This window comes from Roseateles chitinivorans, assembly GCF_050632145.1.
GTDB lineage: Bacteria > Pseudomonadota > Gammaproteobacteria > Burkholderiales > Burkholderiaceae_C > Roseateles > Roseateles chitinivorans_B.
The window spans coordinates 2,255,258-2,278,674 of record NZ_CP192577.1 but is presented as its reverse complement, the minus strand read 5'-3'; the positions used below and the strand labels follow the sequence as shown (position 1 = coordinate 2,278,674).

At 68.5% G+C, this 23,417-nt stretch carries 20 protein-coding genes and 1 pseudogene; 10 read left to right on the top strand and 11 right to left on the bottom strand.

The window, feature by feature from the left end:
- The first annotated feature begins 153 nt into the window (after positions 1-153).
- The 3 genes from ACQ86G_RS10410 to ACQ86G_RS10400 all read left to right on the top strand — a co-directional run bounded on the left by ACQ86G_RS10410 (position 154) and on the right by ACQ86G_RS10400 (position 3,531).
- On the top strand, positions 154-714 hold the full coding sequence (locus ACQ86G_RS10410; RefSeq protein ID WP_431260503.1) for a TetR family transcriptional regulator: 561 nt from the start codon (positions 154-156) through the stop codon (positions 712-714).
- The gene (locus tag ACQ86G_RS10405; protein ID WP_431260502.1) at positions 672-947 is read left to right on the top strand and encodes a hypothetical protein; all 276 of its coding nucleotides are present in this window, start codon (positions 672-674) and stop codon (positions 945-947) included. The genes ACQ86G_RS10410 and ACQ86G_RS10405 overlap by 43 nt, the downstream gene beginning before the upstream one ends.
- Positions 948-1,047: 100 nt before the next feature.
- The gene (locus ACQ86G_RS10400) at positions 1,048-3,531 is read left to right on the top strand and encodes a YgiQ family radical SAM protein (RefSeq protein WP_431260501.1); all 2,484 of its coding nucleotides are present in this window, start codon (positions 1,048-1,050) and stop codon (positions 3,529-3,531) included.
- Between the two features lie 35 nt (positions 3,532-3,566).
- Here ACQ86G_RS10400 and ACQ86G_RS10395 read toward each other — a convergent pair whose 3' ends face one another.
- Together ACQ86G_RS10395 and ACQ86G_RS10390 are read right to left on the bottom strand one after the other, a co-directional pair.
- A complete protein-coding gene (locus tag ACQ86G_RS10395) occupies positions 3,567-3,971 on the bottom strand; it encodes a hypothetical protein (protein WP_431260500.1) in 405 nt (134 codons plus the stop codon).
- On the bottom strand, positions 3,968-4,375 hold the full coding sequence (locus tag ACQ86G_RS10390; protein ID WP_431260499.1) for a phage holin family protein: 408 nt from the start codon (positions 4,373-4,375) through the stop codon (positions 3,968-3,970). The genes ACQ86G_RS10395 and ACQ86G_RS10390 overlap by 4 nt, the downstream gene beginning before the upstream one ends.
- A 162-nt stretch (positions 4,376-4,537) precedes the next feature.
- Here ACQ86G_RS10390 and ACQ86G_RS10385 point away from each other — a divergent pair, with 162 nt between their 5' ends.
- The gene (locus ACQ86G_RS10385) at positions 4,538-6,874 is read left to right on the top strand and encodes an EAL domain-containing response regulator (RefSeq protein WP_431260498.1); all 2,337 of its coding nucleotides are present in this window, start codon (positions 4,538-4,540) and stop codon (positions 6,872-6,874) included.
- Positions 6,875-7,005: 131 nt separating this feature from the next.
- Here ACQ86G_RS10385 and ACQ86G_RS10380 read toward each other — a convergent pair whose 3' ends face one another.
- The 3 genes from ACQ86G_RS10380 to ACQ86G_RS10370 form a co-directional block, all read right to left on the bottom strand.
- The gene (locus ACQ86G_RS10380) at positions 7,006-7,311 is read right to left on the bottom strand and encodes a DUF883 family protein (RefSeq protein ID WP_431260497.1); all 306 of its coding nucleotides are present in this window, start codon (positions 7,309-7,311) and stop codon (positions 7,006-7,008) included.
- A gap of 201 nt (positions 7,312-7,512) precedes the next feature.
- Positions 7,513-7,806: a hypothetical protein gene (locus ACQ86G_RS10375; protein WP_431260496.1), complete on the bottom strand. Its 294-nt coding sequence runs from the start codon at positions 7,804-7,806 to the stop codon at positions 7,513-7,515.
- Positions 7,796-9,286: a hypothetical protein gene (locus tag ACQ86G_RS10370; protein ID WP_431260495.1), complete on the bottom strand. Its 1,491-nt coding sequence runs from the start codon at positions 9,284-9,286 to the stop codon at positions 7,796-7,798. The genes ACQ86G_RS10375 and ACQ86G_RS10370 overlap by 11 nt, the downstream gene beginning before the upstream one ends.
- 162 nt (positions 9,287-9,448) lie before the next feature.
- Here ACQ86G_RS10370 and ACQ86G_RS10365 point away from each other — a divergent pair, with 162 nt between their 5' ends.
- The 6 genes from ACQ86G_RS10365 (at position 9,449) to ACQ86G_RS10340 (ending at position 15,905) form a co-directional block, all read left to right on the top strand.
- A complete protein-coding gene (locus ACQ86G_RS10365) occupies positions 9,449-10,000 on the top strand; it encodes a hypothetical protein (protein WP_431260494.1) in 552 nt (183 codons plus the stop codon).
- A gap of 152 nt (positions 10,001-10,152) precedes the next feature.
- Positions 10,153-10,599, top strand: a complete 447-nt coding sequence (locus ACQ86G_RS10360) for a VOC family protein (protein ID WP_431260493.1) — start codon at positions 10,153-10,155, stop codon at positions 10,597-10,599.
- Between the two features lie 275 nt (positions 10,600-10,874).
- A complete protein-coding gene (locus tag ACQ86G_RS10355; protein WP_431260492.1) occupies positions 10,875-13,151 on the top strand; it encodes a type I secretion system permease/ATPase in 2,277 nt (758 codons plus the stop codon).
- Positions 13,148-14,596: an HlyD family type I secretion periplasmic adaptor subunit gene (locus tag ACQ86G_RS10350; RefSeq protein WP_431260491.1), complete on the top strand. Its 1,449-nt coding sequence runs from the start codon at positions 13,148-13,150 to the stop codon at positions 14,594-14,596. The genes ACQ86G_RS10355 and ACQ86G_RS10350 overlap by 4 nt, the downstream gene beginning before the upstream one ends.
- 151 nt (positions 14,597-14,747) lie before the next feature.
- Complete coding sequence (locus ACQ86G_RS10345; protein WP_431260490.1) at positions 14,748-15,518, top strand: hypothetical protein; 771 nt, start codon at positions 14,748-14,750, stop codon at positions 15,516-15,518.
- 171 nt (positions 15,519-15,689) lie between these two features.
- Positions 15,690-15,905, top strand: coding sequence for a hypothetical protein (locus ACQ86G_RS10340; protein WP_431260489.1), 216 nt, complete (start codon positions 15,690-15,692; stop codon positions 15,903-15,905).
- A 44-nt stretch (positions 15,906-15,949) separates the two neighbouring features.
- Here the strand turns inward: ACQ86G_RS10340 and ACQ86G_RS10335 are convergent.
- The 6 genes and pseudogenes from ACQ86G_RS10335 to bioA form a co-directional block, all read right to left on the bottom strand.
- A pseudogene (locus tag ACQ86G_RS10335) lies at positions 15,950-16,860 on the bottom strand (hydroxymethylglutaryl-CoA lyase).
- Between the two features lie 77 nt (positions 16,861-16,937).
- Positions 16,938-18,920 carry an acetyl-CoA carboxylase biotin carboxylase subunit gene (locus ACQ86G_RS10330; RefSeq protein WP_431260488.1) on the bottom strand — a complete coding sequence of 661 codons (1,983 nt, stop codon included), beginning with the start codon at positions 18,918-18,920 and terminating at the stop codon, positions 16,938-16,940.
- A gap of 156 nt (positions 18,921-19,076) precedes the next feature.
- Positions 19,077-20,162, bottom strand: a complete 1,086-nt coding sequence (gene bioB, locus ACQ86G_RS10325; RefSeq protein WP_431260487.1) for a biotin synthase BioB — start codon at positions 20,160-20,162, stop codon at positions 19,077-19,079.
- Positions 20,159-20,887: a dethiobiotin synthase gene (bioD, locus tag ACQ86G_RS10320; RefSeq protein WP_431260486.1), complete on the bottom strand. Its 729-nt coding sequence runs from the start codon at positions 20,885-20,887 to the stop codon at positions 20,159-20,161. The genes bioB and bioD overlap by 4 nt, the downstream gene beginning before the upstream one ends.
- Positions 20,884-22,089, bottom strand: a complete 1,206-nt coding sequence (gene bioF, locus ACQ86G_RS10315) for an 8-amino-7-oxononanoate synthase (RefSeq protein WP_431260485.1) — start codon at positions 22,087-22,089, stop codon at positions 20,884-20,886. The genes bioD and bioF overlap by 4 nt, the downstream gene beginning before the upstream one ends.
- Positions 22,079-23,410 carry an adenosylmethionine--8-amino-7-oxononanoate transaminase gene (gene bioA / locus ACQ86G_RS10310; protein WP_431260484.1) on the bottom strand — a complete coding sequence of 444 codons (1,332 nt, stop codon included), beginning with the start codon at positions 23,408-23,410 and terminating at the stop codon, positions 22,079-22,081. The genes bioF and bioA overlap by 11 nt, the downstream gene beginning before the upstream one ends.
- Positions 23,411-23,417: the final 7 nt, after the last annotated feature.

The window sequence follows — 23,417 nt, the reverse complement described above, 5'->3', positions numbered from 1 at the left end:
GATGGTCGGCCCGGCCCGGACAGCCGGGCGGACAGGGCAAACCGCGGCCCTACCGTCACGACGTACGGCATCGGTACGGTTCGACCAAAGTGGCGCAGTATATACATACATTCATGCATGTATGTTTCTGCCATGTGCTTCTACAATCGGTGCATGGCTCGTCGAACCAAACAGGAAGCCCAGGAAACCCGCGCCCGTCTGCTGGACGCCGCGGAGCAGCTGTTCCATGAGCGCGGCGTCTCCCGCACCTCGCTGCAGGACATCGCGCAGGCCGCCGGCGTGACCCGCGGCGCCGTGTACTGGCACTTCGAGGACAAGGTCCAGCTCTTCAACGCGATGATGGAACGCGCCACCATGCCGCTGGAGGAGGACTTCGAGCCCTCGGTGTCGCCCGGACCGGACCGGCCATTGGACGATCTGCGCCTGAGATTGATGAACGTCATGCACTGCGCGGCGTTCAATGCCCGCACGCGTCGCGCCTTCGAGATCGCCAACCTGCGCGTCGAGTTCGTCGGGGAGATGGCGTCGATCCGTGGCCGCAAGGTCGCCGCCCACCGGGAATGGACCGACCACAACCGCGAAGCCTTCGAGCGTGCCAAGTCGCTCGGCCAGTTGCCGCCGGACGTCGACGCGCACCAGGCTGCCATCGGGCTGATGGCGCTGGTCGGGGGTTGCTGCATCACTGGATCCTGGATCCGGAGGCCTTCGACCTGATCGTGGTCGGCCAGGCGCGGCTGGAGCATTACCTGTCCTCGCTGACGGTGGTGGTGCCGAACCGTTTCCCGCCGCTGACCGCCGCCGAGCGCGGTGCGCTGGGCCGGCAGCCGGTCTGCGAAGCGGGCCGTGACCCGTGCCGCGACCCGCTGGCCGACGCCGCACCCGGCCCCGCGCAGACGGACGGCACCGCCGCCGGTGACGCGGCCACGCCCACCCATCCTCGGGAATAAACGTCTTTCCGTTGGAAAGCCCTGTATTTATGCAGGGTGCCCTGGGGTCAACCCCAGGCTGCGGCGACAATACCCGGTTGCCCACGCCCGAGCCGCCGCCGTGTCCATCGCACCCCCGCCCACCCGTCCGCTGTCCGATCTGAAGAAGACCGGCCAGAAGGCGCTGACCTCGTACCGCCCGTTCTGGGCGAAGCGCTTCGGTCCCGCCCCCTTCCTGCCGATGTCGCGGGAGGAGATGACGCAACTGGGCTGGGACAGCTGCGACATCATCATCGTCAGCGGCGACGCCTACGTGGACCACCCGAGCTTCGGCATGGCGGTCATCGGGCGGACGCTGGAGGCGCAGGGCTTCCGCGTGGGGATCATCGCGCAGCCGGACTGGAATTCGCCGGACGCGTTCCGGGCGCTGGGCAAGCCCAACCTGTTCTTCGGCGTGGCGGCCGGGAACATGGATTCGATGATCAACCATTACACGGCGGACCGGAAGATCCGCTCGGACGACGTCTACACGCCGGGCGGCGGCGCCGGCAAGCGTCCCGACCGTGCGACGCTGGTCTACACGCAGCGCTGCAAGGAGGCGTTCAAGGACGTCCCCGTGATCATCGGCGGCATCGAGGCCTCGCTGCGCCGCATCGCCCATTACGACTACTGGCAGGACAAGGTCCGGCGCTCGATCCTGGTGGATTCGAAGGCCGACCTGCTGGTCTACGGCAACGCAGAGCGCGCGATCATCGAGATCGCCCACCGCCTGTCGCAGAAGAAGCCGATCGAGTCGATCACCGACGTGCGCGGTACCGCCTTCATGCGCAAGCCGGACGACGCCGCGCTGGACGGCTGGTTCGAGATCGATTCGACCGACGTCGACGCTCCCGGCAAGATCGATGCGCTGCTCAGCCCGTACATGACCACCGAGGAAGCGGCTGCCGATCAGGGCACCGATTGCTCGAAGCAGCAGGAACAGGCGCAAGCGGCCAGTGCGGCCGGCGCGACGGGCGCTCCCGCATCGGCTGTCTCCGCAGGTGCTCCGGCGCAGCCGGGCATGCCCGAGATCAAGCCGATCAAGATCATCCGCCAGACGCTGTCCAAGACCGACGGCCGCGCGCTGGTCACGCCGCGCGAGCGCACCGTGATCCGGCTGCCGGCCTACGAGCAGGTCAAGAGCGACCCGGTCCTCTACGCCCATGCCAACCGCGTGCTGCACCTGGAAACCAACCCCGGCAACGCGCGCGCGCTGGTGCAGCGGCATTCGTCGGGCGGCGTCGATCGCGACGTCTGGCTGAACCCGCCGCCGATCCCGCTGACGACGGTCGAGATGGACCACGTCTTCGACCTGCCCTACGCCCGCAGCCCGCACCCGGTCTATGCCGACGAGAACGGCAGCCACGACCACGCCACCAAGATCCCGGCGTGGGAAATGATCCGCTTCAGCGTGAACATCATGCGCGGCTGCTTCGGCGGCTGCACCTTCTGCTCGATCACCGAGCACGAGGGCCGCGTGATCCAGAGCCGCAGCGAGGACTCGGTCATCCGCGAGATCGAGGACATCCGCGACAAGGTCAAGGGTTTCACCGGGATCATCTCGGACCTGGGCGGCCCGACCGCCAACATGTGGCACATCGGCTGCAAGAGCCCCGAGATCGAAGCCGCCTGCCGCAAGCCGAGCTGCGTCTATCCCGGCATCTGCCCGAACCTGCACACCGACCACGGTCCGCTGATCAAGCTGTACCGGCGCGCCCGCGCGCTGCGCGGCGTCAAGAAGATCCTGATCGGCTCGGGCCTGCGCTACGACCTGGCGATCGAGTCGCCGGAGTACATCCAGGAACTGGTCACCCACCACGTGGGCGGCTACCTGAAGATCGCGCCGGAGCACACCGAGGGCGGGCCGCTCTCGAAGATGATGAAGCCGGGCATCGGCACGTACGACCGCTTCAAGCAGCTGTTCGAACAGGCCAGCGCGGCGGCGGGCAAGAAGCAGTTCCTGATCCCCTACTTCATCGCGGCGCACCCGGGCACGGCCGACGAGGACATGATGAACCTCGCCCTCTGGCTCAAGCGCAACGGCTTCCGCGCGGACCAGGTGCAGACCTTCTATCCGAGCCCGATGGCCACGGCCACGGCGATGTACCACTCGGGCAAGAACCCGCTGAAGAAGGTGACCCGCGACAGCGAGCCGGTCGACATCGTCAAGGGCGAGCGTCGCCGGCGGCTGCACAAGGCCTTCCTGCGCTACCACGACCCCAACAACTGGCCGCTGCTGCGCGAGGCGCTCAAGGACATGGGCCGCGCCGACCTGATCGGCAACGGCAAGCACCACCTGATCCCGACCTTCCAGCCGACGACCGACGGGGGTTATGAATCGGCGCGCCGCAAGAACTCGACGCAGGCCGGGGAGAAGGTCGCGCCGAACAAGCCGCGTTCGGGCCAGATCCTGACCCAGCACACCGGGCTGCCGCCGCGCGAGACCGGCTCGGCCCGGACGCCGCAGCGTCCGGCTGGCGCCGGCGCCCGTCCGACATCGCCCCCTTCGTCAAGCCGGGCTCGACAACGAAGTCGGGCACCAAGGCAGGCGCGAAGGCGGGAATGAAGACCGGCCAGAAGCGCGGCCCGCGCTGAAGCGGGTCAGTCGTCGGCGGGGGTCGACTTGGCCGGCGCCGGTGCGGCTGACGTCGGCGGCTCGGTCGACGGTGCCGGCTTCACCCACTGCCAGACCTTCCACCCCAGGCTGATCCACGTCCAGAGCCGGGCGATCCGCCCCGGTGAGTGGTCGGCCGACCCGGGCTCGTGCCGACGGAAGGCGCGCGTCAGACCCGCCAGACCGCCCGCCGCCGCCAGCGCGGCCACGGTCCGCCACAGGCGAGGCAGGCTGCCGGCCAGACGATAGAACGCGTGGCCGCGGTCGACCCAGCGCATCGGGCCTTCGAGCCCCTTCACCTCGTGCCGCAACCCGAGCCGCAACTCGGCGCTGCGCAGCTGCAGTTCGAGCTGCCGCAATTGAAGCCGTTGTTGCGCGTCGCCCCACATCACGATTGCGCCCTCCGGTCGCCCGGCGGGTTGTCGTCGGGTTCGAGCGCGCGCCGGTCGCGCGCCAGTTCCGCGACGCTCGCCGCGAAGGGCTTGCCCGCCGCCAGTTGCCGCTTCGCCCAGACCCAGCACGCAGCTGCGCCGATCAGGAATGCGGCCCCCAGCCCCGCGCCCACCGGGGCCCGCCAGACGTCAGGCACCCACAGCAGCGCGGCGAACACCAGCATCAGCAGGGCGGCCACGCCGAGCAGCAAGGCCAGCAGCAGCGCGGTCAACGCACCGAACAGACGCAGCAGTTCCGACTGCAGTTCCACGCCCAGCAATTCCAGCCGCACGCGGGCCAGTTCGAGCGCCCGATCGGCCACTCGTCGCAGCCGTTCCGTGAGCCCCGGATCGCGTGATTCCATCGATTGTTTCCCCTGTGTCCATCCCCGCAGTGTGCGAAAGCTATCACTGAATCGGGGGAAACGAGGGCGTTCTTTGTCCGATCGGCCCACAGGCCTTGGGCTACAGTGCGGTAACGCTTGGTTGCGCGGACCCCGCGCCGCCGGCCTGACAAGGTCCATTCAATGCCTGATCGCCAGCATACGCCGCACTCCGCCGTCGTCGAAGACGACGACCTGCTGCAGTTCCTGGACGACCCCGAGCACGCGGCCGACGAGTCCCTCGAAGCGCGCAAGCCCTGGCGGGTGCTGATCGTCGACGACGACACCGACGTCCACAAGGCGACCGAGCTCGCGATGCAGGGATTGCTGGTCGAAGGCCAGCCGCTGACCTTCCTCCACGCCAAGTCCGCCGCCGAGGCCCGCTCGATGCTGGGTCACGAACCCGACATCGCCGTCGTGCTGCTGGACGTCGTCATGGAGTCCGACGACGCCGGCCTGCAGCTGGTGCGCCATATCCGCGAGGAACTGCGCCAGCGCGCCGTGCGCATCGTGCTGCGCACCGGCCAGCCCGGCTACGCGCCGGAGATCGAGACGGTCCAGGCGTATGACATCAACGACTACAAGACCAAGTCGGAGCTGACCCGCACCCGGCTCTACACGGTACTGACCGCCGCGATCCGGTCGTACCGGCAGATCCGCGCGCTGGAGGCGAACCGGCAGGGCCTGGAGATGATCGTCGAGGCCAGCACCGAGCTGGGTCGCCAGCACGGCCTGCACCGTTTCGCCGAAGGCGTGGTCACGCAGCTGTGCGCGCTGCTGGGCACGCTGCCCGAGGGGCTGGTCTGCGTCCAGGCCCCCAACCACGGCAACGGTGACGCCAGCGGCGACACCCGCGTCATCGCGGCCGCCGGCCAGTACAGCTCGCTGATCAACCGCCCGCTGCACGCCGTGCCCGCCGGCAAGATCCGCGAACTGCTCGCGCGCTGCCTGTCCGTGGGCCACAACCTGTACGAGGACGGCTGCACCGTCCTGTTCTTCGGCCTGCCCAGCGGACGCGCGATGGCGGCGCTGGTCGAGGTCCAGCGAGAGCTCGACGAGCTCGACCGCCAGCTGCTGCGCGCGTTCTGCTCCAACATCGCCGTCGGCTTCGAGAACGTCATGCTGTACACGCAGCTGACCGACCAGGCCTACAACGACCCGCTGCTGCAGCTGCCCAACCGCACCCGCTTCATCGAACTGCTGGAGCACAACCTCAAGTCGCCCGAAGGCATCACGCTGGCGCTGATCGACCTGGACGACTTCGCCGACGTCAACGACGCCTTCGGCCACCGCTTCGGCGACCAGGTGCTGCAGGCCGTGTCGCAGCGGCTGGCGCAGCGCCTCGGTTTCAACACGGCGATGGCGCGGATCTCATCGAACGCCTTCGGCCTGCTGGGGCCGGACGACATGGTCAACGGCCACCGCATCGGCACGGCCTTCGAGGACCCCTTCACCGTCGCCGGCGAGCGGTTGCAGCTGTCCGCGACGACGGGCCTGGTGCGCCTGGCCCAGTCGCGCGCGCTGGGGTCGGAGCTGCTGCTGGACGCGCAGATCGCGCTCAAGCGCGCCAAGGCGGGCAACCGCGGCGCGTCGCAATACTTCTCGCCGGAGATGGGCGTCGACGCGCGCGAGCGCTTCAAGCTGCTCAAGGGCCTGCGCGCCAGCTTCGAGGAACGCCGTCTCTTCGTGGTCTACCAGCCGCAGGTCGAACTGGCCACGCATCGCGTCATCGGCGCGGAGGCCCTGCTGCGCTGGCGCACCGACGAAGGCAAGTTCGTGCCGCCCGACCAGTTCATCCCGCTGGCCGAGCAGTCCGGGCTGATCGTGCCGATCGGCGAATTCGTCTTGAGGACCGCCTGTCGCCAGGTGCGCCAGTTGCGCGACGCCGGCTACATCGACTTCCGCATCGCGGTGAACATCTCGCTGGCCCAGTTCCGCCATCCCGCCTTCATCGACACGGTCCGTCGCGCGCTGGCCGACGCCGAAGTGCCCGGCGCCGCGCTGGAGCTGGAGATCACCGAATCGATGGCGATGGAAGAGGTCTCGGCGGTGCTGCGCGTGCTGGCGGAGATCCGCGGGACGGGCGCCTCGGTCGCGATCGACGACTTCGGCACCGGTTTCTCGTCGCTGAGCCAGCTGCGTCGCCTGGACGTCGAACGGCTCAAGATCGACCGCGCGTTCGTGCGCGAAGCGCAAAGCTCCGCCGCCGGCGCGACGATCGCGCAGATGGTGGTGAACCTGGGGTGCAGCCTCGGCATGCGCGTCGTTGCCGAAGGCATCGAGACCGAGGAACAACGCCAGCATCTGCTGGCGCTGGGGTGCCACGAAGGCCAGGGCTGGCTGTTCGCCAAGCCCATGCCGGCGGACGAGCTGGATCGCTGGCTGGCCGCGCCCAAGTCCTGGGAAACGGATCCGCCGACGGCCACCGCACCGACCGTGCTGGCGGCGCCGTGCGCCGCACCGGTCAACAGCGGCCGCTGAGCGGCACGCGCAGCAGCGAAGCGGCGGTCGACGCCCCTCCGCCGCCAATGACCCGCCGCCAATGACCCGCCAACGATGACGAGCTCGCCGATCGACGGCGGCATGTCTGCCGTCGTCGATCCCTTGTCCGCTTACTTGCGGCTCAACAGCAGCCCGATCAGCACGCCGACACCAGCCGCCACGCCGATCGACTGCCACGGGTTGTCGTGCACGTAGTCGTCGGTCGCCTTGCTGGCAGCCTTCGCGCGTTCGACCGCGACCGACTGGAAATCTCCCAGGCTGGACTTGGCGCGATCCAGTGTCGATTGGACACGGGCCCGCAGCTCGGAAGCGCCGGCGCTGGTCTGGTCGGCCGTGGCGCGCAACAGCGATTCGGCGTCGGTCACCACCTGGTTCAAGTCATTCAGCAGGCGGTCGGAGGGAGAGGTCTTGGCCATGAGCGTTACTCCTTTTGGTCGGTTTGTGGGATCAGAAAGCGCATCGGCGCGGGCCGGAGTCCGGTTGTACGTCTGTCGAGCAGTCCTCGGCAAGTCGCCCTGACGGGTGTCCGACCGCGGCGCGCGGTCTTGCCAATGCGCGGGCCTTGCCGTCCCCTCCGGCAGATTTCGCTCCCGGGTGGGCGCGTGCCTGGGGAAACGTCATCCGGACGCGCCGTCATCGTCGTCGCCAACGCGGTAGTGGCGCACCAGGAAATAACGCTCACGGCGTTCGCCTTCCACGATCAAGACCTGACCCTCCAGCGCCTCCAGTTCCGGATCGCGGAAGGGATTGGCGCCGGCCCGACGCAGCGCGACGCGCCCGCCGCCGGTCAGTGCGAGCAGCAGCGCCACGCGCTCGCTCTTGCTGCCGGCATCGACGCGCTCGCGGCACAGGCGGCCGCGCAGCCGCTCCGTGGGACCGTCCGGGGTCGGTGCTTCTGCGTCAGCGGGCATGCATGCGTCTCACGTGAAGGAGGCGCCCGTCCTGCTCGGTCGCGATCAGCGCCAGCAGCCGGCGATCGACCCAGCCCTTGTAGACGTGGACCGTGCGCTGACCCGGCGCGCCCGCGATGCGGTAGCTGATGGGCGTGCAGCGGCCGGGGTCGATGCCGGACTCCTTGAGCATCGGCCGCACGGCCTCGGCCACCGCCTTGGCGGGGGCCGCGTCGGTGGGGAGAAGGCGGGGCAAGGAACGCGCCAGGTTCCGCCCCTCGCGTTCCAGGCGCTCGCGCCGCAGGCCGCGCACGCCGCGGTCCTCGACCGTGGCGAAGGCCTTCCGGAACGCCTTCGTGCGCGACAGCGCATGGCCCGGTCCCGACACCGGCTGCAGCGACGGATCGCCCAGCAGGTAGAACTGCCCCAGTGTCTTGAGGTCCATCGGATCGAGGTGGGTGCGCTCTCCGGCGAACTTCTGCCGCGCCTCGAGCAGCGCCCGCCCCAGCGACGCGCCTGCCAGTACGCGCTGCAGGAAATACTGGCAGATCAGGTCGGCCGAGCCGTTGCCGTCGCTCGGGCCGTAGGCGACGGTCGTGCTGCCCAGGAAACCGCAGGCCCCGTCGGCCAGGTAACGCAGCGCCATCGGCCAGTCGCCGTCGGCCTGCGCCGGGTCGAAGAGCTGCGCGCCGTAGCAGCACTCGGCCGCCACCACCGTGCCGGCGGTGACGCGGTCACGCAGCAGCGCCGAACGCATCGCCACCGGGAAGTCCTCGCCGCGCTGGCCGTAGTACTCGGGCATGTCCTCGGCGCCGTGGCAGTTGATGAAATGCATGCGCGGCGCCAGGTCCGACTTGGCCCACTTCGGTCCGCCGGGCGGCGACAGGTGCAGCCGGTCCGCATTGCCGAAGGTATTGGTCAGGCTGAGCCGCGTCGAGCCCTGCCACACCTCGGCCGACAGGCCGAAGCTGTCGGCGAAGGCCTCGCGCGGCAGGCCCTTGTGGCGGGCGGCCGCGCGGATCAGCTGGAGCAGCAGGTCCGGCTTGGTCGCGCCCGCCAGGTCGGGCAGCCGGCCCACGACGCGCGTCGGTCCGAGGAAGCGGTTCGGGTCGGTCGAGTAGGCCGCCTCGCAGGCATACGGCAGGTCGCTGGGCACCAGCTTGTCCGAGTCGCCGAGTTCACCGCCGTGCGCCGGGTTCTTCAGCGGGACCATCGGCAGCACGTCGGGCCCGCCGAGCAGCACGAAGTAGTGCGGCAGACGCGCGTGGGCCAACGCATCGATGGCGGCCTTCAGCGCCTTCGCATCGGGTCGGGCGGGCACGGGCGCGACGTCGTAGGGTTTCATCGCCGAGGCGAGGTCCACGGCCACGACCAGCGTGTCGATGCCGCGCCGCTTGTCCGCGGTGACCAGCGCCTTGAGCGCCGCGTCGATCTTCGTGAGCGCGGTGGTGCCGTACTTGGCGCGCAGCGCGCCGCGATGAACGATGACCAGCTTGTCCATGGGGTCCTCCTCGGGCGGTCCGCTCCGGCGCTCGGTCCGGAAACGCTGGACGGAAAGCGTCGATCGTAGGCATCGGTGGCCCGTGCGGCAATGCACAAGCGTGGGAGGCCTACGCCGGACTGTCATCAAGCGTGCATGAGGGCTCCGCAAGATCCGCCCGCCATGCAAGCATCCGTAACACCTCCCCGCAAGACGGACCTGGCGCGCGAGATGCTCGCGCCCGGACAGCGCCGGCTGCCGCCCGCGCTGCGCGCGCTGCTCATCACCGTCGACGGCAAGCGCGACGCCGAAGAACTGCGCCGGCTCGGTCGCGGGCTCGGGCTGGGCGACGACGGCCTGACGCGGCTGGTCGACCAGGGGCTGGTCGAAGTGCCGGTCATCGTCGTGCCGCCACCCGCCGCGAGGGCGGTTCCTGTCGTCACCGGCGTCGACGTCATCCACGAAGCCGAAGTGCTCGAAGCGGCCGCGCTCGCTCGTGCGGCCCAGGATCGGGCGCGCCGCCTCGTGTCCGCGAAGTTCTTCGGTCTGGACCTCGTCACCCGGATGCTGGCCGGCCGCGAAGGCGAACTGCGAGACCTGGCACGGCAGGCCGACACCGAGAGCCGCTTCATGGAATGGATCGACCTCTGCTGCGAGCGCATCGAGGTCGAGTCCGACGCCGAACGCGCGGCGAAGTTCCGCGACAGCGTCGCGCGGACGCTGGCCGCGGGCTGATCCTCAGGCCGCGCAACGATGGTGGCGGCGCCGGCGTCATCGGCAGCCACCGCCCGTCGACCTGCGCGCGACGTGGACTCGCCGCGCATCGCGCGCCCGATCGCCTATGCTGAACACTCGCTTCGAGCAGAAGCGCCACAGGGAGAGTTGCGATGAAACCCACGCCCGCCGGCTGGCCGCGCCTGTCCAGCGCCGTCTTCTACGACAGCGCCGCGGAGGCGATCCCCTGGCTGTGCCAGGCCTTCGGCTTCGAGGTGCAACTGCGGGTCGACGGGGACGACGGCTCGGTCGTCCACAGCCAGCTGACCTACGGTGACGCGCTGATCATGGTCAGCGAAGGCGGCGAGGGGGAGCGCTCGCAGCGTTTCGGCATTCCGCTGCGCAGCCCCAAGGGCGTGGGTGGGGCCAACACGCAGAGCCTGATGGTCTACGTGGACGACGCCGCCGCGCATTGCGAGCATGCCCGCGCAGCCGGCGCCACCATCGTCTACGAACCGAAGATCGAGGACTACGGCCCGGAGTACTGGGCCGACAAGAGCTACGGCGTGCTCGACCTCGGCGGGCACCTGTGGTGGTTCGTGGAGCGCGTGCGCGGTTGACCCGCCCGCGGACCGCAGTGACGAAGGGCGCCGACGCTCGGGCCTGCCCCTGCCAGTGCGCCCCTTTGATGGCGACGCCACCCTCTTGACGACAAGCCGACAACACCTGCACGGGACGCGAACCCTTTGCCCACGACGGTTTTACGTGCTCTTGAGTTGCTCTGAACAACTTCCCCCACCAGTGGGAATTGGTTTGAAGTAGCCCCTGAAATACCCTTCTCCGAACGAATTCCCGGCGCAAATGACGCTCGGAAATGAGAAGCGCGGAAGGGGACATGAACAAGTCAATCCATAGCGAGAAAAGCGTCGACGCGCGGGATGGAGCGCCCATCGACAAGCCAGCGCTGGACGACACGACGAGGTCGTCGGCACTTGATGCCTTGTGCCTGGTGGCCCGGCTGCATCGGTTGAATGCCGACCCCCAGGCCATGCGGCATCAGTTGGGATTGGGACCCAGCGCGCCGATCGAACGCGAGCATCTGTGGCAGGCCGCGCGCGACGTGGGTTTGACAGCGAAGTACATCCGGACAGAGGCAGCTCGCCTGTCATTGGTGCCGCTCCCCGCACTGGCTCTGATGCGGGACGGTCGCGTGGTGGTCCTGGCCCACTGCGATGGTCAGCGGGTGTTGACAGTCGATCCGCAACATTCGCATCCACAACTCCGCGACCGTCCCACCGTCCAGCCGTTGACGCAATTCTTGTCCGCCTGGAGCAACGAACTGTTGTTGCTGTCCTCTCGACCCGGAGCGATGGGAGGGCTAAGTCGATTCGACTTGACCTGGTTCATTCCGAGCCTCGTCCGTCACCGGAGACTCATCGCCGAAGCGCTGCTGATGTCGTGCTTCCTCCAGCTGTTCGCATTGGTCAGCCCTCTGTTCTTCCAGGTCGTGATGGACAAGGTACTGATACACAAGGGCAATTCGACACTCGATGTGCTGGTGGTCGGTCTGGTCTTCGTCGGCATCTTCGAGAGCGTGCTGAGCGTGCTGCGCAACTACGTTTTCTCGCACACGAGCAGTCGGATCGACGTCGAACTCGGCACCCGCTTGTTCCGTCACCTCCTCAGCCTGCCGCTGTCGTACTTCCAGTCCCGGCGCGTCGGCGATTCGGTCGCACGGCTGAGAGAGCTCGACGGTATCCGTCAGTTCCTGACGGGCAATGCGCCGACGCTGGTTCTGGACGTGGTGTTTTCGCTGGCCTTCATCGTCGTCATGCTGTTCTACAGCGCGCCTCTCACTGGCGTGGTCCTGGTATCTCTGCCGTTCTATGTGCTGTTGAGCCTGGCGGTCATCCCCGTGCTGAGATCCCGGCTCAAGGAGAAATTCGCCCGCAACGCAGAGAACCAGGCGCTCATGGTCGAGACGGTGACCGGGATCGCGACGGTCAAGGCGGGCTCGCTGGAATATCAGATCGCACGACGCTGGGACGATCAGCTCGCGTCCTATGTCTCCGCCGGATTCCGGGCACAGACGCTCGGACAGCTCGGCAATGAAGGGATATCGCTGCTGTCCAAGCTGACCAACGCCGCAACCCTGTGGTACGGCGCCCACCTCGTCATGGAAGGGCAACTGACCATCGGCATGTTCGTCGCATTCAACATGTTCGCCAATCGTGTGGCTCAGCCCGTCATCCGCATCGCGCAGATGTGGACCGAGTTCCAGCAGGTCGGCATCTCCCTGGCACGTCTCGCCGACATCCTGGACACGCCTCCTGAACAGGTGCCGCGAGGTGCGTCGCCGCTCCAGGGCATCCAGGGCCGCGTCACCTTCGAACGGCTCACCTTCAGGTACCGGCTGGACGCGCCCCCGGTGATTCGTGACCTCTCCCTCGACGTTCGGCCAGGGGAGGTCATCGGGATCATCGGCCGCAGCGGCTCCGGGAAGAGCACGTTGACCAAGCTGATCCAACGGCTCTATTTGCCGGAGCGCGGTCGGATCCTGGTAGACGGCATCGACATCGCGGGCGTGGATCCGGCTCAACTCAGGCGGCAGTTGGGTGTCGTGCTCCAGGACAACCTGCTGTTCAACCGCAGCGTGCGCGACAACATCGCCATCCAGGATCCGTCCGCGCCAATGGCGGACATCATCCACGCGGCCCGGCTCGCCGGCGCACACGAGTTCATCACATCGCTCCCTGAAGGCTACGACACGCTGGTTGGAGAGCAAGGGGCCTCGCTCTCCGGCGGCCAGCGACAACGTATCGCGATTGCCCGGGCGCTGTTCGGCAAGCCTCGGATCCTGGTGCTCGACGAGGCGACCAGCGCGTTGGATTACGAGAGCGAGGCGATCCTCCACCACAACATGCAGGAGATCGCGCGCGGACGCACCGTGTTCATCATCGCGCACCGGCTGAGTGCAGTGAGGCATGCCGATCGCATCGTGGCAATGGAGGATGGAGAGATTGTCGAAACGGGGACCCACTCGGAATTGATGTCCCGTCCTCAAGGCCTCTACGCGCGGCTGTGGCAACTGCAGGCTGAGGGTCGACCCGACGACAGGTCGGCATTCGAGACGCGGCCGCCCATGCGACCGGCATTGGAGGTGGCGCCATGAAGGGCGGCGGAGCCCGCGCGGCTGCTCCCGGATCGATCTCCAGTTCCGCATTGACCCGGCATGCGGCGGCGTTCCGGCATGCGTGGGCGATGCGGAGCGAGTTGCTTGGGCCGATACGACTCGCCGAGGAACGCGCATTCCTCCCCGCCGCCCAGGCCCTGCAGGAAACCCCGCCGCATCCGGCACCGAGACGTCTCGCGCTGAGCATCTGCGCAATGGCGACGGTGGCAATCGCATGGTCCTTCCTGGGCCAGGTCGATCTCGTTGCCGTAGCGCCGGGCCGCATCGTGGTCAGCGAGCGCAGCAAACTGATCCAGCCGCTGGAGACGAGCGTCGTGAAGGCTGTCCATGTGAAGGACGGCGACACCGTGAGTGCAGGACAGCTGCTGGTGTCACTGGACGCCACCATCGCTCAGGCGGACAACGCCCGTATCGCTCAGGATCTCAGCGCGCAATGGTCGGAGCTGCTCCGTGCCCGAGCGCTGCTGATTGCACTGCAAGCCGACACGGCGCCAGTGTGGACGCCGCTACGCGGCCAGAACTTGACGGCAAGGGACCTGGCGTCGGTCGATGAACAGCTGCGTCTCGAATGGCGGGACATCAACGCCAAGCAGTCTCGGCTGAAGGCCGATGAAGCGCTTCATCGCGCGGAGATCGAGACCGCCTCACGCATGGTCGACAAGCTCACCAGCACGCTGCCCCTGGCCATCGCGCGCGAACAGGATTTCCATGCCCTCGCGGCACAGGGATTCGTCGCACATCACGCGGATCAGGATCGCACGCGCGATCGCATCGAGCTCGAACACGATCTGGCCACTGCGCAGGCCCGGTTGGCCGAAGCGCGCTCGGGCCTGGCCGCGAGCGAACAGGCGTGGGCTTCCTATCGGGCGGAGAGCGCGCACGGTCTCCGCGACCGGGAAAGTCAGGCTGAATTGAAGGTACATGAGCTGTCCACAGAGGCGGCGAAGGCGACGCAGCGTCACGCGTTGACGGAATTGCGCGCGCCAGTGGCCGGCACGGTGCAGCAACTCGCCATCCACACCCCGGGCGGCGTGGTGACGGAAGCACAGACGCTCCTCGTGCTGGTCCCTGCAGACAACGCGGTGACCGCGGAAGTGACGCTCGACAACAAGGACATCGGCTTCGTACGCGAAGGTCAGCAAGCAGAGATCAAGCTCGAGACATTCCCATACGCGCGTTACGGCACCGTGCGTGCCACCGTGGTCACGGTGAGCCCTGACGCCGTCATCGACGAAAAGCGGGGAGCGGTCTTCGCCGCGACGCTGCGCCTTGAGCGCGCCGCCATGGAAGTCGACGGCCGGCGCGTCGTGATCGGCCCGGGCATGAACGTCACGGCGGAAGTCCGAACGGGACGTCAACGCGTGATCGATTTCCTGCTCAGCCCGCTGCGCGAGTACGCCAGCGAGAGCCTGCGCGAGCGCTGACTCTGGCGCATCGCAACTTCCAGCCACGTCAAGAAGGGAGGCGACGCCGCGCATGGCCTGCGGCATCGGGCGCGACACCGCGTAGAAATCAAAACGTCGAGTGGCGTCCACAGCCACCCGATGACCCTGAACATTCAGAGAGGACAACGATATGGCAACGCTAGAGGACTATTTCAACGAGAACATGGAAAGCCTGGGACTGCCCACGGTCAGCAACGAGGCATGGAAAACTTCGACAGGCATCGTGGCCTGGCTCAATGCTGTAGAAAAGGCAGTCGCGAAATCACCCAACGCCACGATTGGTGAACTGATCGCCGGCGGCGTGCTGGCGGATACGCTGGTCGTCGTGGCGGGCGTCGGCGCAGCGTTCTACGCGGGCGCCGTCGCCGGAAGTCTGATGGTGGCAGAGGCCAAGTTGGCGTCCGATTACATCTCCGACGTGGACTGGAATATCTTCAACCCCGGGAACTATTACGGCCAGTACGTATCCATCACGACGACACAGACGTCTAGCGGCTCCCGCGGCACGGTTCTGGTCGGAGACATCCACGACGAGAACGGAAACGTCGTCAACAAGCTGGACTTCGAGTGGTCCAACGACGGCCAGAGCGCGCCCGTCGATGCGTCCAACGGCGGCACCTGGCAAGACCCGGGCGCAGGGAGCGGTGGCGGTAGCAGTGGGGATGGCGATTCCGGGGGGGCGATTCCGGCGGCGGGGGCGACTCCGGCGGTGGAGATAGCGGCGGCGGCGGCGGCGGTGGCGGTGGCGGTGGCGGCGGTGGCGGTCCGATTCAAGAGGAGGAGGAGGAGGAGCGCGTCGGCCCGACCGAGCCGCACCCCGATGCCCAGGTTCATGCGCTCGTGTCGGCAATGGCGGAGTTCCGTCAACCCGGTGCAGGAAGCGGCTTGGCCCACGGGGTGACATCCGAACGACTGCAAGCGCAACTGGCAGCCCCGACGATGTAAACGTTCAGCCGCCAGCGGGATCTCAGTCTCCCGAACCTGAGGTCTCGCGGTACGCTGCATCAACGCGGGGTCGACCCAAAAGCAACCAAGGGCCGACCTCGCCACCACCCATTGACCGGCCAACGTCATGACCACCGACAACTTCCGCCTCCGGTTTCTCCTGAAGCTCATTGCCGCCATCAGTCAGGCCGTGGTCGGCCTCGCGCTGCTCGGCATCGTGCCGGGCATCAACAACATCGATGGCTGGTTCGCCCGGATCTTCGGACCGGTGCTGCTGGCCACCGCCGCCTATCAGCTGGTATCGCTGGCACGTCGCAACGCGGGCAAGCGAGAAGCGGGTTGAGAAGGCGGTGAGCGCGGTGCCGTGCTCGACGGCGTGGCGATCCGTCAGCCCTTGCGCTTGGCCAGGATCGCCTTGCCGACACGCGAGACGGGGGCCGGCCCAGCACGCCGGAGATGAACGCCCCCGCATCGATCAGCTTGTCGATGTCGATGCCGGTCTCGATGCCCAGGCCGTTCAGCAGGAACACCACGTCCTCGGTCGCGACGTTGCCGGTCGCGCCCTTCGCATACGGGCAGCCGCCGAGGCCGGCGACGCTCGCATCGAAGGTGTGGATGCCCATCTCCAGGCAGGCGTAGATATTCGTCAGCGCCTGGCCGTAGGTGTCGTGGAAATGCCCGCTGACCTCGACCAGCGGATAGTGCTTGAGCGCCCGCTCCATCGCTGCCTGCACCTTGCGCGGCGTGCCGACGCCGATCGTGTCCGCCACGCCGAGGTGGTCGACGCCGATGGCCTTCATCAGCTGGACGACGCGCTCGACCTCGTCCGCCGACACGTCGCCCTGGTACGGGCATCCGACCGAGCACGACAGCGCGCCGCGCACCTTGATGCCGGCCTCGTGTGCCGCGGCTACCACGGGTGCGAAGCGGTCGATGCTCTCGGCGATCGAGCAGTTGATGTTCTTCTGCGAGAAGGCCTCCGACGCGGCCGCGAAGACGACGATCTCGTCGGGCTTCGTCGGCAGCGCGCCCTCCAGGCCTTTCATGTTGGGCACCAGCACGCTGTGCCGCACGCCGGGCCGGCGCTCGATCGCCGCCATCACCGCCGTGTTGTCCGCCATCTGCGGAACCCACTTCGGCGAGACGAAGCTGGTGACCTCGATCTCCTTCAGACCGGCATCCTGCAGCAGAGAGACCAGCTTGGCCTTGTCGGCCGTGCCGACGTTCTCCTTCTCGTTCTGCAGGCCGTCGCGCGGGCCGACGTCGACCAGGGTGACGCGGGTGGGCAATGTCGTCATGGCTTGATCCTCTGGCTGGCTGTCTTGCTTACTCCCTCTCCCGCTTGCGGGAGAGGGCGGGGTGAGGGCCAGCAGCCTCACGCCTGCAACCGGAGCAACTCGGCGCCGTCGCCGACCTGATCGCCGATCCCGAACAGCAGCTCCGCCACGACGCCGTCGCGCGGCGCGGTGATCGTGTGTTCCATCTTCATCGCTTCCATCACCGCCAGCGGCTGGCCCTTGGTGATCGCATCACCGGGCCGGGCCAGGAAGGCCACCAGCTTGCCGGGCATCGGCGCAGTCAGCCTGCCGGCATCCGATTGCCCCTGCCCCGCGTGGGCGATGACGTCGACCTCGGTCACCAGCGCCGAGCCGTGCGCGCCGAACACCGCCACCTGCTCGCCGACCTTGTAGGTCGACACGGCGACGCGGCGCTCGCCCAGATGGAGCTCGTGACGCTCCGGCCCTGCCGAACGCACCGCCAGCGCGATCGACTCGCCGCCGACCGTCAGCGACAGGCTGCCGTGATGATGGCGCGCGAGCAGCACCTGGTGATGCTCGCCGTCGACGTCCAGCTCGAAGCGGCGTTGCGCCGCGCCGAACATCCGCCAGCCGTCGCGACGGCTCCACGGATCGGCGGATTCGGTCAGCCCCTCTTCCGCCAGCGTGTGCGCGACCACGGCCGCCGCGGCATCCGCCAACGGCAGGCCCGGCTGACCGAACAGCACGGCCTTCTCGCGCTCGATCAGCGCGGTGTCCAGGTCGGCGTTGGTGAACGACGCCGTCGCCGCGCAGCGGCGCAGGAACGCCACGTTGGTGTGCAGGCCGACGATGTGCGTGTCGCGCAGCGACGCGTCCAGCAGCGCCAGCGCCTGCTCGCGCGTCTCGCCCCAGACGATCAGCTTGGCGATCATCGAGTCGTAGAACGGACTGATCGCGTCGCCCTCCCCCACGCCCGAATCGATGCGCACATCCGCGCGGCGGAAGGCCTCATGCGCCGGCCAGCGCGCCACCGACAGCGTGCCGGTCGCGGGCAGGAAACCACCCTCGGGGTTCTCGGCGCAGATGCGGGCCTCGATCGCGTGACCGTGCATGCGCAGCTGGTCCTGCTTCAGCGGCAGCGGCTCGCCGGCGGCCACGCGCAGCTGCCACTCGACCAGGTCCTGCCCGGTGATGGCCTCCGTCACCGGATGCTCCACTTGCAGCCGCGTGTTCATCTCCATGAAGTAGAAGCGCCCGTCCTGTTCCGCGATGAACTCGACGGTCCCCGCGCCCTGGTAGCCGACCGCCTTCGCGGCCGAGACCGCGGCGGCGCCCATCTCGGCGCGGCGCTCGGCCGTCATGCCGGGCGCCGGCGCTTCCTCCAGCACCTTCTGATGCCGACGCTGCACCGAGCAGTCGCGCTCGAACAGGTAGACGCAATCGCCGTGGCTGTCGCCGAAGACCTGGATCTCGATGTGCCGCGGGCGCTGCACGTAGCGCTCGATCAGCACCGCGTCGTCGCCGAAGCTGTTGATCGCCTCGCGCTTGCAGGACGCCAGCGCGGCGTCGAATTCCTCGTCCGCGTGGACCGCGCGCATGCCCTTGCCACCGCCGCCCGCGCTGGCCTTGATCAGCACCGGGAAGCCGATGCGATTGGCCTCGCGGCGCAGCAGCGCCGGATCCTGGTCGGCGCCGTGATAGCCCGGCACCAGCGGCACGCCGGCCTGCTCCATCAGACGCTTCGATTCGGCCTTCAGGCCCATCGCCTGGATCGCCGACGGCGGCGGGCCGATGAACACGAGGCCCGCGTCCGCGCAGGCCTGCGCGAACTCCTCGTTCTCGCTGAGGAAGCCGTAGCCCGGATGGACGGCCTGCGCGCCCGTGGCCTTGGCGGCCTCGAGGATGCGCTGCCATTGCAGGTAGCTGTCGCGCGGCGCGGGGCCGCCGATGCGCACGGCCTCGTCGCAGGCCTGCACGTGGCGCGCGTCCGCGTCCGCGTCGGAATAGACGGCGACGGTCTTCACGCCGAGACGGCGGGCCGTGGCGGCGACGCGGCAGGCGATTTCACCGCGGTTGGCGATCAGGATCTTCTTGAACACGGGTGTCTCCTCATGTTTCGGGTCCTCGACGCGTTGCGGCTTGTGGCCGCTTCGCGCCGGGTGCGCCCGGACGGCCGCGCTTCGCGATCGTCCGGGGCCGCGCGCCGGCCATGGCCGTCACGCGTCGTCAGGTCGGTTCAGGTCGTGTCGGGCCGCTCAATGGCGATGGCCGCAGGACGCCGCGGCGTCCTCGCCCACCGGCGCGCAGCCGGGCACCGTGTCGGCGCTCAGCTCGGCTTCCGTCGCGCAGTGCATGCCCAGGCGGGCGATCAGCTGGCGGTCCTTCTCGGCCTGCGGGTTGCTGGTGGTCAGCAGCTTGTCGCCGTAGAACATGCTGTTCGCGCCGGCCAGGAAGCACAGCGACTGCATCGTCTCGGGCATCTCCTCGCGGCCGGCGGACAGGCGCACCATCGCGCGCGGCATCGTGATGCGGGCCACCGCGATCGTGCGGATGAACTCGAACGGGTCCAGCGCCTCGGTGCCCGCCAGCGGCGTGCCTTCGACCTGCACCAGGTTGTTGATGGGCACCGACTCCGGATACGGATCCAGGTTGGCCAGCTGCGCGATCAGGCCGGCGCGTTGGCGGCGGGTCTCGCCCATGCCGACGATGCCGCCCGAGCACACCTTCAGCCCGACGCCGCGCACGCGCTCCAGCGTGTCCAGGCGGTCCTGGTAGGTGCGCGTCGTGATGATCTGGCCGTAGAACTCCGGCGAGGTGTCGAGGTTGTGGTTGTAGTAGTCCAGCCCCGCCTCGCGCAGCTGCTCGGCCTGGCCGTCGCCCAGCATGCCGGCGGTCAGGCAGGTCTCCAGGCCCATCGCCTTGACCTCGGAGATCATCTCGCCGATGGCTTCCAGGTGACGCTCCTTCGGCGAGCGCCACGCGGCGCCCATGCAGAAGCGGGTCGCGCCGTTGGCCTTGGCGGCGCGGGCGGCTTCCATCACCTCCTGCAGCGGGATCAGCTTCTCGGCCTTCAGGCCGGTGTCGAAGTGGGCCGACTGCGGGCAGTACTTGCAGTCCTCCTCGCAGCCGCCGGTCTTGATGGACAGCAGCGTGGACAGTTGCACCGCGTTCGGATCGAAGTGCTCGCGATGCACCTGCTGCGCGCGGAACAGCAGGTCGTTGAACGGCAGCTCGAACAGCGCGGCGATCTCGTTGACGGTCCAGGGCTTGGCGTTGCGACGTTGCTCGTCGGTGGTGGGCGTCAGCGTCTGGATCTGGTTGACGGTCTGCTTCATCGTCATGCTTTCAATGCGTTCAACAGCAGCGGCTGCTGCAGGTGCGCGGCCACGGCCGCGGGAGAGGGATCTGGGAGCCGGGGCACATGGCCCCAGCACGGCACGCTCAAGCCCTGGTCGAGCCGGGCGTGCAAGGCGGCCAGATTGTCCGCCACATGGGGTTGATGGGGGTCGGCGGTGTTGGCCACCCAGCCCGCGAGCCGCAGGCCGCGCGCGAGGACGGCCTCGGCCGTCAGCAGCGCGTGGTTGATGCAGCCCAGCCGCAGGCCGACGACGAGCACCACCGGCATCGCCAGGTCGACGGCCAGGTCGGCGGTGTCCCAGTCGTCGGTGAGCGGCACGCGGAAACCGCCGACGCCCTCGATCAGCGCGAAGTCGCCCTTGGAGGCGGAGCGCCGGATCGCGGCCAGCAGCGCGGTGCGGTCGATGGCGCGGCCCTCGAGCTTCGCGGCGATGTGCGGCGCACAGGGCTCGCGGAACTGCAGCGGGCCGACCTCGTCCATCGTCATGCCCTGCGTCTGCGCGGCATGCAGCAGGGCGACGTCCTCGTTGACCCAGACGCCGTCGGCGGTCTGCGTCTGGCCGGCGGCCAGCGACTTGATCGGCGTCACGTAGCGGCCCAGGCCGTCGAACGCGCGCGTCAGGCCGGCGGTGATGCAGGTCTTGCCGATCTCGGTGTCGGTGCCGGTAATGAAGAAGCCGTGGAGCGGATGCGATGCCTTCGTGCTCATGCGCAGGCCTCCAGCGCCGCGACCAGACGATCGACATCCGCCTCCGTGTGCGTCGCGCACAGCGTGATGCGCAAGCGCGCTTCGCCCTTTGGAACCGTGGGCGGACGGATGCCGGGCACGCGCAGGCCTTCGCGCTCCAGCGCGGCAGCAAGTGCCATCACCTCGGCGTTGCCGCCGACGATCAGCGGCTGGATCGGCGTCTGCGAATCGGCCAGCTTCCAGGTCAACGTCGGATGACGATCGAGCAACGCGGCGATGCCCTCGCGCAGCCGCGCCTGCAACGCACGCACCGCAGCGCGGCGCTGGCGCCCGACGTCGCCGCGGATCAGCTCGAGGCTGGTCAGCAACGCGTGCTCCACCGCCGGCGGCGAGGCCGTCGAGAAGATGTAGTTGCGCGCCGCCTGCAGCAGGTAGTCGGTGATCGTCGAATGCGCGACGACGAAGGCCCCCGCGAGTCCCGCCGCCTTGCCCAGCGTGCCGACCAGGATCAACCGCTCGCTGTGCAGCTGGAAGTGCTCCAGCGAGCCGACGCCGTTCTCGCCGAGCACGCCCAATCCGTGCGCGTCATCGATGATCAGCCAGGCGTCGAATTCCTCGGCCGCGGCCAGCAGCGCCGGCAGCGGCGCGATGTCGCCGTCCATGCTGAAGACGGCGTCGGTGACGATCAGCTTCACGCGCGCTGAGCTGGCCGCGAGTTGCGTCCGCAGGTCCTCGACGTCGCAATGCGCGTAGCGCGACACCTTGGCCTTCGCCAGCCGCGTGCCATCGATCAACGAGGCGTGGTTCAGCGTCTCGCTGAAGATCTCCGCGTCGGCGTCGCCGAGCGCGGTCACCACGGCCAGGTTCGCCATGTAGCCGGTGCAGAAGCCGATCGCCCTGGCGCTCGGGATATGCGGCTCGAACCAGCGGCCCAGCAGTGCCTCGACGTCATGGTGCGCGCGCGAATGCCCGCTCACGAGCGGCGATGCACCCGAGCCGCCGCCGTAGACGTGCGCGCCCTCGACCAGCGCTGCGGCCACCGCCGGATGGGCCGCCAGGCCGAGGTAGTCGTTGCTGCAGAACATCGTCAGCTCGCGCGCGACGCCGTCGGCGCCGCGCACCGTCTGGCGCGGCGCGGTGCCGGTCTCGGCAATGCGGGTGAAGCGCGTCAGGTCCTGCGCGCGGATCGCGTCCAGCTTCGATTGCAGGTGATCAAGCAGCATGGAGCACCTCCCCCAGCGTCGCGCTCACGGCGCTCGCGAGGAACTTCGCCGCCGCCTCGTCGATCAGGTAGGGCGGCATCAGGTAGACGGTCTGGCCGATCGGGCGGATCAGCAACTCGTGCTTGCGCGCCGCGAGGTGGAACTTCTCGGAGAAGCGCTCGACCGGCGCCGTCGTCTTCGGGTTGATGTCGAAGGCCAGGATCATCCCGCGCTGACGCAGGTGCGCGATGCGCGGATCGGCGGCCAGCGGCGCGAAAGCTTCAGTGAGCCACGCGGCCTGGTGCTGGTTGCGTTCGAGCTGCCCCGCGTCGAAGCGGTCGAGCACCGCGTTCGCGGCGGCGCACGCCAGCGGATTGCCGGTGTAGCTGTGCGAGTGCAGGAAGCCCCGCGTCACGTCCTGCGACCAGAAGGCCTCGTACACGTCGTCCGTCGTCAGCACCAGCGACAGCGGCATCGTGCCGCCGGTGATGCCCTTGGACAGCAGCAGGAAGTCGGGCCAGTCCGCCTTGGTTGCGGGAGCCGTCTGCTCCCAGGCGAAGAAGGTGCCCGTGCGGCCGCAGCCGACGGCGATCTCGTCGGCGATCAGGTGCACGTCGAACTCGGTGCACAGCGCGCGCAGCGCCTTCAGGTAGCTCGGCGCGTACATCGACATGCCCGCGGCGCCCTGCACCAACGGCTCGACGATGACGGCGGCGATGTGGTCGTGGCGCTCCGCGAGCAGCGCGCGCATCTCGTCGATCGCCTGCGCCTCGTTGCGCAGCCGCTGATCCGGCGACATCACGATGTGGCTGCGCATCAGCAGCGGGTCGTACGCGTCGCGGAAGATCGCCACGTCGGTGACGGCGAGCGCGCCGATGGTCTCGCCGTGATAGCCGTTCTTCAAGCAGACGAACTCACGCTTGTCCGTGAGGCCGCGGTTGCGCCACGAGTGGAAGCTCTGCTTGAGTGCGATCTCCACCGCCGAGGCGCCATCGCTGCCGAAGAACACGTGGCCCAGCGCGCCGCCGGTGCGCGCGGACAGGCGCTCGGAAAGGCGCACCGCCGGCTCGTGCGTGCAACCCGCCAGCATCACGTGCGGCAGCGTGTCGAGCTGCTGCTTGATCGCGTCGTTCAGACCCTTGTCGGCGTGACCGAACAGGTTGACCCACCACGAGCTGTTGGCGTCGAAATAACGCCGACCTTCATGGTCGACCAACCAGGCCCCCTCGCCCCGGGCGATCGGCAGCGGCGGCACGTCCTGCGCACGCGCCATCTGCGTGCACGGGTGCCAGACCGCCGCGAGGCTGCGGCGCTGCCAATCTTGTCGTACTGCTTCAGACATTCAAGAA

Excerpts from the sequence above, each read along its gene's own strand:
- ACQ86G_RS10410 (WP_431260503.1), top strand. The coding sequence starts at position 154 with ATGGCTCGTCGAACCAAACAGGAAGCCCAGGAAACCCGCGCCCGTCTG.
- ACQ86G_RS10390 (WP_431260499.1), bottom strand. The coding sequence starts at position 4,375 with ATGGAATCACGCGATCCGGGGCTCACGGAACGGCTGCGACGAGTGGCC.
- ACQ86G_RS10385 (WP_431260498.1), top strand. The coding sequence starts at position 4,538 with ATGCCTGATCGCCAGCATACGCCGCACTCCGCCGTCGTCGAAGACGAC.
- ACQ86G_RS10380 (WP_431260497.1), bottom strand. The coding sequence starts at position 7,311 with ATGGCCAAGACCTCTCCCTCCGACCGCCTGCTGAATGACTTGAACCAG.
- ACQ86G_RS10375 (WP_431260496.1), bottom strand. The coding sequence starts at position 7,806 with ATGCCCGCTGACGCAGAAGCACCGACCCCGGACGGTCCCACGGAGCGG.
- ACQ86G_RS10370 (WP_431260495.1), bottom strand. The coding sequence starts at position 9,286 with ATGGACAAGCTGGTCATCGTTCATCGCGGCGCGCTGCGCGCCAAGTAC.
- ACQ86G_RS10365 (WP_431260494.1), top strand. The coding sequence starts at position 9,449 with ATGCAAGCATCCGTAACACCTCCCCGCAAGACGGACCTGGCGCGCGAG.
- ACQ86G_RS10360 (WP_431260493.1), top strand. The coding sequence starts at position 10,153 with ATGAAACCCACGCCCGCCGGCTGGCCGCGCCTGTCCAGCGCCGTCTTC.
- ACQ86G_RS10355 (WP_431260492.1), top strand. The coding sequence starts at position 10,875 with ATGAACAAGTCAATCCATAGCGAGAAAAGCGTCGACGCGCGGGATGGA.
- ACQ86G_RS10350 (WP_431260491.1), top strand. The coding sequence starts at position 13,148 with ATGAAGGGCGGCGGAGCCCGCGCGGCTGCTCCCGGATCGATCTCCAGT.
- ACQ86G_RS10345 (WP_431260490.1), top strand. The coding sequence starts at position 14,748 with ATGGCAACGCTAGAGGACTATTTCAACGAGAACATGGAAAGCCTGGGA.
- ACQ86G_RS10340 (WP_431260489.1), top strand. The coding sequence starts at position 15,690 with ATGACCACCGACAACTTCCGCCTCCGGTTTCTCCTGAAGCTCATTGCC.
- bioB (WP_431260487.1), bottom strand. The coding sequence starts at position 20,162 with ATGACGATGAAGCAGACCGTCAACCAGATCCAGACGCTGACGCCCACC.
- bioD (WP_431260486.1), bottom strand. The coding sequence starts at position 20,887 with ATGAGCACGAAGGCATCGCATCCGCTCCACGGCTTCTTCATTACCGGC.
- bioF (WP_431260485.1), bottom strand. The coding sequence starts at position 22,089 with ATGCTGCTTGATCACCTGCAATCGAAGCTGGACGCGATCCGCGCGCAG.
- bioA (WP_431260484.1), bottom strand. The coding sequence starts at position 23,410 with ATGTCTGAAGCAGTACGACAAGATTGGCAGCGCCGCAGCCTCGCGGCG.